The 10,135-nt window shown below is 57.1% G+C and carries 8 protein-coding genes and 1 pseudogene; 6 read left to right on the top strand and 3 right to left on the bottom strand.

Translation table 11 applies throughout. The features are described 5' to 3' along the window. Positions 1–322 precede the first annotated feature (322 nt). Positions 323–520 (bottom strand): annotated as a pseudogene (locus tag A3OQ_RS24990) (AraC family transcriptional regulator); the annotation flags it as partial. Positions 521–715: 195 nt separating this feature from the next. Here A3OQ_RS24990 and A3OQ_RS0102205 point away from each other — a divergent pair. The 5 genes from A3OQ_RS0102205 to A3OQ_RS0102230 all read left to right on the top strand — a co-directional run bounded on the left by A3OQ_RS0102205 (position 716) and on the right by A3OQ_RS0102230 (position 6,212). Beyond that, a complete protein-coding gene (locus A3OQ_RS0102205) occupies positions 716–1,486 on the top strand; it encodes an alpha/beta fold hydrolase (RefSeq protein ID WP_026595406.1) in 771 nt (256 codons plus the stop codon). A gap of 225 nt (positions 1,487–1,711) precedes the next feature. After that, complete coding sequence (locus A3OQ_RS0102210; protein WP_152428291.1) at positions 1,712–2,242, top strand: hypothetical protein; 531 nt, start codon at positions 1,712–1,714, stop codon at positions 2,240–2,242. A gap of 702 nt (positions 2,243–2,944) precedes the next feature. Further along, complete coding sequence (locus A3OQ_RS0102220; RefSeq protein WP_152428292.1) at positions 2,945–3,760, top strand: hypothetical protein; 816 nt, start codon at positions 2,945–2,947, stop codon at positions 3,758–3,760. A gap of 183 nt (positions 3,761–3,943) precedes the next feature. Beyond that, positions 3,944–5,389 (top strand): hypothetical protein, encoded by a 1,446-nt coding sequence (locus tag A3OQ_RS0102225; protein ID WP_020173724.1) that lies wholly within the window; start codon positions 3,944–3,946, stop codon positions 5,387–5,389. 535 nt (positions 5,390–5,924) lie between these two features. After that, positions 5,925–6,212 (top strand): hypothetical protein, encoded by a 288-nt coding sequence (locus tag A3OQ_RS0102230; protein ID WP_152428293.1) that lies wholly within the window; start codon positions 5,925–5,927, stop codon positions 6,210–6,212. 466 nt (positions 6,213–6,678) lie between these two features. On the opposite strand, the gene A3OQ_RS0102235 is transcribed toward A3OQ_RS0102230, so the two are convergent. After that, the gene (locus A3OQ_RS0102235) at positions 6,679–8,184 is read right to left on the bottom strand and encodes a hypothetical protein (protein ID WP_020173726.1); all 1,506 of its coding nucleotides are present in this window, start codon (positions 8,182–8,184) and stop codon (positions 6,679–6,681) included. A gap of 83 nt (positions 8,185–8,267) precedes the next feature. Continuing rightward, positions 8,268–8,702 carry a hypothetical protein gene (locus A3OQ_RS0102240; protein WP_020173727.1) on the bottom strand — a complete coding sequence of 145 codons (435 nt, stop codon included), beginning with the start codon at positions 8,700–8,702 and terminating at the stop codon, positions 8,268–8,270. Positions 8,703–8,923: 221 nt separating this feature from the next. Here A3OQ_RS0102240 and A3OQ_RS21160 point away from each other — a divergent pair, with 221 nt between their 5' ends. After that, positions 8,924–9,991: a PGN_0703 family putative restriction endonuclease gene (locus tag A3OQ_RS21160; protein WP_020173728.1), complete on the top strand. Its 1,068-nt coding sequence runs from the start codon at positions 8,924–8,926 to the stop codon at positions 9,989–9,991. Positions 9,992–10,135: the final 144 nt, after the last annotated feature.

A 10,135-nucleotide genomic window follows, 5' to 3' on the forward strand; every position in this document is an offset into this window, starting at 1 on the left:
GGCCGCGCGGGGACGTCCGATACGCAGATATAGACAAAAGCAGCGGACGTCTCAAGCCTATGCAAATAAAGTCTTATTGCGTCCAAGCTGCTGATTTTTTCAAAATGACCCGAAGAATTTCGTGAATGCGATATTGGAGAGATTATCGCTGTCCGCAAAAATGCCTGTCCCTTCATAAGCAATGGAGGCCCGGCATTCGTCCGCCGCTCCCATGAGTGCCTTGTGAGTTTTGTTCGGCCACCAAGGCTTCGGCCATGCTCGCGCGCCCCGGGCGAGCGGGAACATTTTTGTGATGAGGCATGCCGGCGATCGGAAGGCGGCTGTCGCTAGAGCGGAATAAGGAAAAGCGTATAGCGGTTGATGCGCGGCCGTGATGTCGTTGGAACAGCTTCGAAAATGCAGTGGCAGTCTCATAGCCCGCTCGACGTGCAATCCCCTCGTCACTTGATTCGAGTAGAAATGCAGCCTCCGTCATCCGGCGTGCGATCAAATAACGGTGCATGGACTGGCCGACGGGCTTCCAGTCAATACGGCAGCTTGGCGCGACATACCGACGTTCTATGTAATCAGAACGAAAGACAAGGTACTCGCACCCGAGGAAGCCGCGCTCGCGACGTGACGATACGGTTCCCGGTGCCAGCGCCGGGAGCCCAAGGCTTGCTGGGAAGGCGTAAGGAATGACTCGGCCTTCCCGATGATCGAAGGAAGAAAGATTATGATGATGAACAGACGTATTTTTTCGCGCGCCATTGTTGCCGGCGCCGCCGCTTCATTGATTTCGACCCGCGGCATGGCCGCAAACCCGGCTCCGACGAAGGCGCGTAACATCGTCTTCGTGCATGGGCTATTCGCTGACGGGTCATGTTGGTCCGAGGTGATAGCGAGATTGCAGCCGCAAGGCTTCAACTGCACGTCCGTCCAAAATCCTCTGACAACGCTGCCAGAAGCAGTGGCCTCGGCCCAACGCGTACTGGCGCAGCAAAATGGCCCGACCGTGCTGGTCGGGCATTCGTTCTCGGGAATGATCGTCACCGAGGCCGGTGTGCATCCGAGCGTCTCGGCACTTGTTTATATCGCAGCGCGGGCACCGGATGCGGGCGAGGATTACACAGCCTTGGCCAAGACATATCCGACGCCGCCGGCGTCCGCTGGAATCGTCTTCGACGGCGATGAGGGGCGTCTCGGCGAGGCGGCGTTCCTGCGCGATTTCGCGGGCGACTTGCCGGAAGCAAGGGCGAAGGTTCTCTATGCGGTCCAGCAGCCGTTTCATAAGGCTCTGTTAGCCGGCAAGACCGAGCATGCTGCCTGGCGGTCGAAGCCGAGCTTTTATGCGGTTTCGACGGAAGACCGGACGATCAACCCCGATCTCGAACGTTTCATGGCCAAGCGCATGGGCGCCACGACCATCGAAGTGAAGGCGAGCCATCTTTCGCTGATTTCCCACCCCGATGAGATCACCCAGCTGATCCTGCAAGCAGCCGGATAGTGCGGCCGGCGAAGAGGTCGGCCATTCGGTAAGTGCCAACTGCCGCAAGTATGCAGGATTTTTGACGCGGCTTGAGTCTTGTATGGGATTATCGGCGCTTGTATTTTTGACCTACGTGCGTTTGCCGTCGCGGAAGGGGCTCATTCTGGGCTATGATCGGCGATGGCAAACAAGCCATCAGCGCCACCCCGAGTGGACGAACTCACTGATGACAAGGAGCATGTCATGTCAGAACCCGACGAAGGCCCTGGGGCCGCCCCGGTTAAGAAGTCAAAAATAAAAGAAGCCGCCCCGGTGGAAGAAAAGATCGATTCCGTTCTCCATGTGGACCGGACGGCTGCGCCCGCCCATCCCGAATGGATGAAAACCCCGCTGCACCCTGAACTCGAACTGACCGGTCCGGCCGAATACGACCTCAAAACAAACATGGATCTCTCGTTCATCGCAGGTCAGGGAGACGGCAAGTTCACGGGCCTGGACGCCTACGAGCACCTGAAGAGCAATAATTTGCTCGACGGGTGCTTGGGAATTGCGGACGGCCTTGCCATCCAAGAGCGCGGCGTGAAGGCTTTCAGCAAGTTCTTCGAGTCCAAGGACAGCGCGGTGGTAGCCCTATGGACGGCGGTTTTTACCGACGAAGAGGGCAAGCTCTGCGTTCCGCTTGCCATTCCTGTCCTCAGCAAAGTGGCGATAACGAAGGGCGACCTCAGCGTCCTTTGGACCAAAAACCGCCCTCTGGTTCGCTTCAAAAGCTGAACTCCGCAGGGCCCAGCCCTTTCCCCGCGCTCGCCTCAAATTGGCGGCGCGGGGATTCATCTAGGCAACTGGTGTGCCCGGCTCCGATGAAGCGGCACGGCGGGCCGCTGCCAGGTGCGCGGAGGGATCGCACGACGCAAAAGAAATCGATGTACCGACCCGCTCAGGGAGGACTCAGTCAGCTATTCGAGTCGTTTCCGGGGGCATTCGTCGCGCAGGGTCTTGGGCGCGGAGCGAGGGGTCTTGAGCCCATCAGCCCGCGGCTGGACCAACCCCAAAATCAAATGTAATTGTTTTGATGGATTTAATGAGCAAGAGGGAACCGAATTATGTACTTATACACTTGAAAAATATTGTATTTTACAAGCATATATTTTTTTGTACCAACACGTGTACCAACATTAAAAATTTGTAGTCGGGTTCGGGTGTTTTTCTGCCGATCTTTTTGCTCCGATCCCATCCTAAACGCAAAATCTTCGGCAGCAAACACGTTAAAGATCGCGGCACATTACGGGCGCTATATGATCGCCTATTTGCATCCGTCTGCTGTCATTCAATCCTCGCAGATGAGCGACCTCTGAGCCTTGTCGTCCCTTGAAGGACGAGCGCGTCCGTTTAGGACGACCGTGGGGTAGAATACAACCACACAAAATCATATGGATCTTCGTCTGCTTGCTGCTGGACATCAACGGAGGCGCCCGAATGAAAGAGGTCATGACAGAAGACGAATGGAAGGCACATGCACGTCAGGCAGTCGCGCAGATGAAAAACTTTACGGCCCCGTTTGTCTCGCCTATCTCGTACGAGAAGCCGAACGATGTGCCCCGCTTGTCTGGCACTGGCTCCTTCATCGAGATATTCAGTCGGCGCTTTCTATTGACGAACGAACATGTGCTGATCGACGATAAGACCGGCGATCCTTTCCCGGATTTAGCGTACGGTCTACGAGGAACCGACAATGTCTTTCGGATGCTGAATGGGCAGGTCTCCGCAGGATACCCGATCGACTGCGCAATCGCTCCGATCACTGCCCAGGTGTGGGAGGCAAGCCATCAAGCGGCGACTATTCCCGAAGCGCTGATCACTTGGGCGCATGTCCCCGTCCCTCGTGAAATCCTGTTTTTCCGTGGCTATGCGCAGGAGAATTCGAGCTTCCACTTCGAGAACCTGCTTAGCGGTTCCACCTCCTATGGAACGCAGGAGATGGCGGAGTTACCAGATGGATTGAACAGCCGGTTCTTTTTCACGCTCCATCATTCGCCTGAAAAGGCTGAGATGATCGATGGCGATCGTAGTCTGCCGCTGCCACCTGGTTTCAGTGGCTCAACTGTCTGGAACACGCGCTACGTGGAATGCCTATCTGCCGATCAGGCATGGACACCGGCAGAGGCCCGTGTAAGCGGCATTGTCTGCCGCTGGCGCACGGGCGATACAGGAATAGTTGTCCTTCGTATTGAGTACATGCGGAGCTGGCTACTCAACGCCCTAAACGAAATGAGTCTGAACAATCACTTTTGACGATTTGCACTGCTGCGCACTTCGCAAGCTAAAAGGCAGACGTCGTTACCCACGAATGGCGTCCGTTCCATCGTCGTGAGCGGGCCATGTTCGCCGTCGTGGGATGGCTGAACCCGATTGCAAAAAGGGACAAGACCACCGTCCCCGCTGGCGAGTCGGCAGTCGCTGTGCGATGATGAGCCTATGGACGACCCCCAGATAACCGAGATCTCGTTCACCCGCTTCAACGCTTTGGGCGGATATGCCCGCGCGCCAGGCTCGTGGCTGGTGTTCGACGAGTTGGCGTTTTTCGAAGCCGCTGGTGGCGACGTGATCGGTATCGCGACGAGGGATATCGCGGACCGGGACTTTGGGGGCATCGTGATGGCACGGGACCGGAAGCTGCGGTTCCGTGCCGTGAACGTGACGGAATTCCACCCGACGCCCGAAGGGGGCAAGGAATCTCTGTTCGTAGGAATGCGGGAAGCCGCCTGCGCGCGGGCCGAGGATCACTACCAGGGTGACGAGGACGGACAGCCGGTCGACTTCTTCGCCCACCTGCACAACGCAGGGCGGCTCAACCCTTCGTTCGTGCGGCTCACCAACGACGAGGGCTATTCGCCGGCGCGCGGAATCATCGAGTCACTGATGCGATGGCACGAAGATGCCGACGGCAACTTCGTCGAGCAGTTCCAGACGACCGGCTTCGATCAACGCATCTGGGAGCTGTACCTGTTCGCTATGCTAATCGAAGCCGGCTACGTTTTGGACCGCAGTCACAACACGCCAGACTTCTGCTGCGACGGGATGCTCGGCTCGCTTTTCGTCGAAGCCGTGACCGTGGGACCGACGCTGAAGAACGGGAAGCTCGTTCCGGCGCCGCCTACGGAAACGCCGGAAGAGATCGATCTGTTCATGAAGCAATACATGCCGATCAAGTTTGGTAGCCCGCTTTATTCGAAGCTCAAGAAGAAGTATTGGGAACAAGAGCACGTCGCTGGGGCGCCGTTCGTCCTCGCTGTCGCCGATTTTTCCGCTCCCATGTCGATGGTGCGTTCGGCATCCGCCCTCACACGATACCTGTTCGGCTATGAACAAGTTGCGAAAACCGACGCGCACGGCAACCTGACGATGCTGCCCCAACGGATCGACGAGCACAAGTGGGAGGACAAGACGATCCCCTCTGGCTTCTTCAGGCTACCGGGCGCGGAGAACGTCAGCGCGGTTATATCTACCACTGCGGGCACCATCGCGAAGTTCAATCGGCTGGGCGTCCTCGGCAAGTTCGGGTCCAAGCGCGTCTTGGTCATTCGCAAAGGGATGATGGTCGACCATAACCCGAATGCGACGCATCCGAAGCTCTTCAAGGTGATCGTGAACTCGACCGGCTACGATGAGGACTGGATCGAGGGTCTTAATGTTTATCACAACCCCATTGCCAAAATCCCCCTGCCGATGGAGATGCTGCCGGGAGCCGCGCACCATCACTGCGATGAATTTGGCCGGGTTACCAGCCACACACCCGAATTTCACCCGATCGCCTCGATGACCGAGCAGCACGTTCCGGTCGACGTCGATCAATTGTTGGCTGAAGTCGGCGACAAAACACATGCGGTCTGGACCCTGAAGGCAGATGACGTGGGCGCCTGACGAAGTCGCAGGAGGCGGCTTTTAGCTAACAGCTAGACGATGATCTTCAGTGGCCAAGCTGGCGTGGACCCCTGGATGCGGGGTTCACCTCAGCCTACCTCCTTGCAAACAGCTTTCTGCTTGATCCGAGTGCTGTCGCATCAGCAATGAATCACGATGCCTAGAGGCCACTGGGCTTTATGGTGACGCAGAGATTTCAACAAACACTCTGCGCTCTCCACCGAAGAAGAGCCGTCAACCAACACCCCGCAAACGCTTGGCAAGTCGCGTTCGGTCGCCTGAAGTCTCTTCATGTCGCCGCCTATATCCCTGCGCCGTCAATCAGGCGGCGCAGGAGTAAAGAAGAATGCCTCAAATCCAAGAACCACATCCTCAAGGCGCAATGTCGGTTGACCGCTTTGCCCGCTGGGCCGGCATCGGCCGCACCTTGGCATGGGAGCAAATCCGCCAGCCGTCAAGGCTGGCCACCGGACCCTTGTCACGGTCGAGGAAGCCTCTCGCTGGCTGGCATCACGCCCTCTTCGGGAGGCTGCCAATGTCTAAGAAGAAAAGCGACATTGACCTCTATCTGAGGGGCGACCCGGCAATCCTGACGAAGGCTGTAGAGGAAATCCTGCGGGCCGGTTATCCGCTGCGGCGGACATCGGACTATCAGCTCAAAGTTGGGCCTTATAATTTCTACCCAGGTACGGGCTCGATTCAGCGGGACGGCCAAAAGAAAGAGCTGGTTCGTGGCTTGAACGCTTTTCTCAAACTGCTCGATGCAGACGCCTCATTGCCCCGGCCAAGCGACGGCTTGAGGCCACTCTCCAAAACGCTCTGACCATGCGTTAAAATGGGGCTTGTCAAAGTCTTGACAGACCCCATTTTTATTAAACACTGACATTCAACGTCAAGCTCTTGAGACTTACTGTCTAAATACTGTCAGAGTTTCTTAGTTTAGTTCTTTTACTTACTGCTTTACCCCCGGGGGAGAGGGAATTTTTATGTGCGGTGATGGCCGCCCACCTCACCTCCTGCCTCCTTGCATCCTAAGACCGACCACACCGTCCCAGACTTCGCCGTGTTTCGCCGGGCATGACGCCGACACACCTCGTTGGCCGTCTTTTTCATCAGCCTGACCTCTTCCTTCGACTTTCAGGGCCAATTCGCCAGAAGAACAACTCTTCGTCGCCTATGGTGTAAATCATTGGTTTCTTGTCAGTTTTTTGGAAACCCCTACGCTGAATTCGGAAATCGAATCTCTTACTGTTCTGAAATCGACAAGCACTCGCGCACCGCCGATCTTGTTAAGGCCGCTCGCACCAAGCATTGATGAGGGCAGCGAGATATTCAGGGTCCTGTTCCCGCCAGACGCGCCCTTCGGCGAGTTCCTTCCCATCATAGATGGCGTGAAGCTCGCCCCGCTTCAGGCGATTGATAAAGGGATACTGCCTCTGCGCCCCTTTCGAGATATTTTGACTGAGCCCGACCAACTGCGCGCACTGCACGGGCAACGAGGTTCTAAACCGATAGGGCTTCAAGATTTGGCGAGCGCTGAACTCGACTAATGACTTCGGCGGCCTAATCTTTGCGCCAGGATCGGTCTGCTTCATGAGGTAGCGATACCAGCGCCAGCCAGCCCGCACGGCTTCGGCCTCCGAAGTCGCATAGGACCGGCGTAATCGAAACACATTGCCCGGCAAGCGCTCGCGCCGACAAAGCCGCCTAAGACATTGATGCGACCAAGCCTCAAAGGGTTTGATGTTTTTAACCGGCAGGGACACCATGACATGGGTATGAAAGCCGCGCGCGTGCCCATTTTCATGGACGTAAACCCAAAACAATTCGTCGCCTTCTCGCATCTCCGCACGGCGGCGTAGACGTTCATGCCACGGCCTGCCGCGACGCGCCCATTTTTGCGCTTCGTTAAGATATCTGCCCAAGATCACGGTCGCCGCCGACGGCTGCACGTTCGCGGCGCTCCAAACGATCGTGACATGCACATTCATGATCGCGCCGTGACGCCACATGGCGAAGGCCATCCCATCGTATATCTTCGTCGCGTCCTTTAGGGTCAACACGGACGAGCGCAGCTTGGGCCCACGTGTGAAGGGATTATTGGGATCGATAGCCACTGGCGTGGTCGGTACGCGACCGACGGCCCCTGGTAAGGCTCCGGACGCCGCGGTGTTGACTGCCAGTTCAAGTCGGAGGAAGAGTTCACGAGAAATTTTCAGCTCCCGCTCGTCACCGCGCTTCACGCCGTCGGCACGACCATCATCGGTGTCCCGATGCGAGGCTGCGATGGCTTGTCCCGCGACAGATGCCGATGACGAACTAGCTTGCCCCTGATTGCCTTCGACGGTTTCCGGCTTTGGCTCCCAGCCATCATCCGGGAGGGTCGCGCCAAATTTCGGCAGCGGGGGGCGCGGACCATAAATACGGGCCGCCCGCTGCTGCTGGTTCCATACTTCCAAGGTCCGCTTCGGCTGACGCGTCAGGACGCGCAGGACCTCTCGGTGTTCATCGCCGAAGCCCCCAGCGTACCGTTCCAGTTCTTGGATACGCGGATCAGGATGCCCGGCAAGGCCGGACCCGATCAAAGCTCGTGCGCGGTCGGCAGGGTCGGTGAAGCTCCGCAGCCATTCAATTGTGTCATCACTTATCATTGCAGTTCCGATGAATTTAGGGGATCGTCGCGGGAGCGGGGTCTTCAATAGCCCCGTCCCCGCCATGCGGTTCGTCGTGGGAAGCTGCTCGGCATCTGCGCCACTGACCAATGGCTTCGCAGCGCATGGAGTGGCGATCAGCATGCAGCCAACTATTTGATTTCAATGCCAGCGCGGCAGTTTTACGCGCTGGGCTTTCTGAAATCCGTTTGGCTAAGGATCTGAAATCAGGGGGTGGGCGAACTCGGGTCCTGCTTAGCGCCGGTCTTCTGCCCGTTTAAGGACGCCTCAATACCGGAGAAGTAGTACCACCCAGGCCGCTGAACATATGCGCGGTTTTTGCGCTTGGTCACGCGGCCGGTCAGGGCTAAGTGCAACACTGACGAGTCGTGCTCTGCGTAACATTTTTGAAGATCGGCGAGAGCGGGAGGAGCAAATGCTCCACGGTCTGGCCGAGATTGGCAGCGGTTGACAAGCGAACGCCCGAGATTGAAAAGATCGTCTGAATCCAGATAAATAACGTATTCGACGAGAGCATAGGCTTGATGGTCAGGGTCTTTGAGATCGAGAATCCAAAGCCACGCATCCCGGACTGACATGCCGTCGAGCGGGCGGAGGTCGATATGCGCATATCGCGCGCGTTCTTCGTCTATAGCCAACATTGGACAATCTCCTTCACTTCATGAGTGTCGGAGCGTCCCGATGAAGACCGGAAACGGTCCCCGACGTGTAATATAGAGTCCAGCGACCGCCACTTGGCCCGAAACAGCGATTTTTCTCGAAAATGCCCTGCGAAAAACTGCCGCTGATGCAAGAACGTCACTAATTTTTGGCAACAACGGATCGACCGCCGTGAATCTCCTTCGCCTACAAGGAGGTTTTCATGGCACCCGAATTCCCTGAACAGTTCGATTACTTGCCGCTTATCCCCGAGCCCGTTCTCCGGAAGCATCAGGTTCATCAACCGCACGACTCGCGCTTTCGGGCCTCCGCTCGCCTGCTCCAAGCGCTCTGGCGAACCGATAAGCAATTGCCGGCCGGGACCTATATCTCGTCCGAGGGCAAAGCGGTTCGGCTCGGCAGCCGTCTTAGTTCAGCGGCGGCCAGGACCGGCGCGAACTTCATTTCCCGCGACATCGCAGCTCTCGCCTTCAAAGAAGTCTGCTACCGGGAAATCGGCGCGGCCATCGACGAAGAGAGGCTTTACTGCAATTTGTTATCGTCCACGCCTTTGGTCTTCAACCTGATCGGACCAATGCGGCTTGACCTTGAACTGGCCACCGCTGTCATGAGAAAGATCATCCCTGGTTTCATGGGCACGATCACCCAGGTCATCTTCGAACATTCCCCAGCGCGCCGAGACCCGCGTTTCACGCATGACGGCACCGCCTTCGATGCTGTCATGCGCTATACGACCGACGCCGGCCGTCGCGGGTTCATCGCCGTAGAGGTGAAATATTCGGAGAGCTGCACGGAACCCGTGCCGACCCTTCGGCCTCGCTACGATGAACTTTCCCGCGAAACGGGCCTCTTCGTCGATGCTGACAACGCGGAATTGCGCACAAATCCGCTCCAGCAGCTTTGGCGGGAACATTGTCTCGCGCAGATCATGATCCAAAACGGGCTCTATGATGAAGGCTATTTCGTCCTCATCGCGCCACGGCTCAACCATTTGGTCCAAAGTGCTGCGAACGGTTATGTCCGTCAGCTCAAGGAGCCGGTGGCGGGACTCGTGCCCTTCATCAACGTCACCCTCGAAACTGTCATCGAGGCCATGAAGGAAGCCGGTGCTACCTCGGAGGCCTCAACCCTCTATCGCCGATACTGCGACTTCTGGCTGGTCGATGGGGAGATCGAACTTGCCTTGAGCGGAACGTTTAAGCCGAAGCGCACGTCAGAGAAGCAGGCTGCGCCGTCGAAAAAGACACGCAAATCCCATCAGGCGGCTTGAATGTCAAAATCGCCGGCTGTTCATTCGAGTCGGCGACTTTCATTTCATCTACCAGTTTGGCTGTCGAAGGCGACGATTGCCCTTTCGAGGCAGAAATAGCGGGTTAGGAAATTCCTAAACGAAATATTTGCACCTGGCTCTCAT

It is taken from the genome of Methyloferula stellata AR4 (assembly GCF_000385335.1).
Lineage (GTDB): Bacteria > Pseudomonadota > Alphaproteobacteria > Rhizobiales > Beijerinckiaceae > Methyloferula > Methyloferula stellata.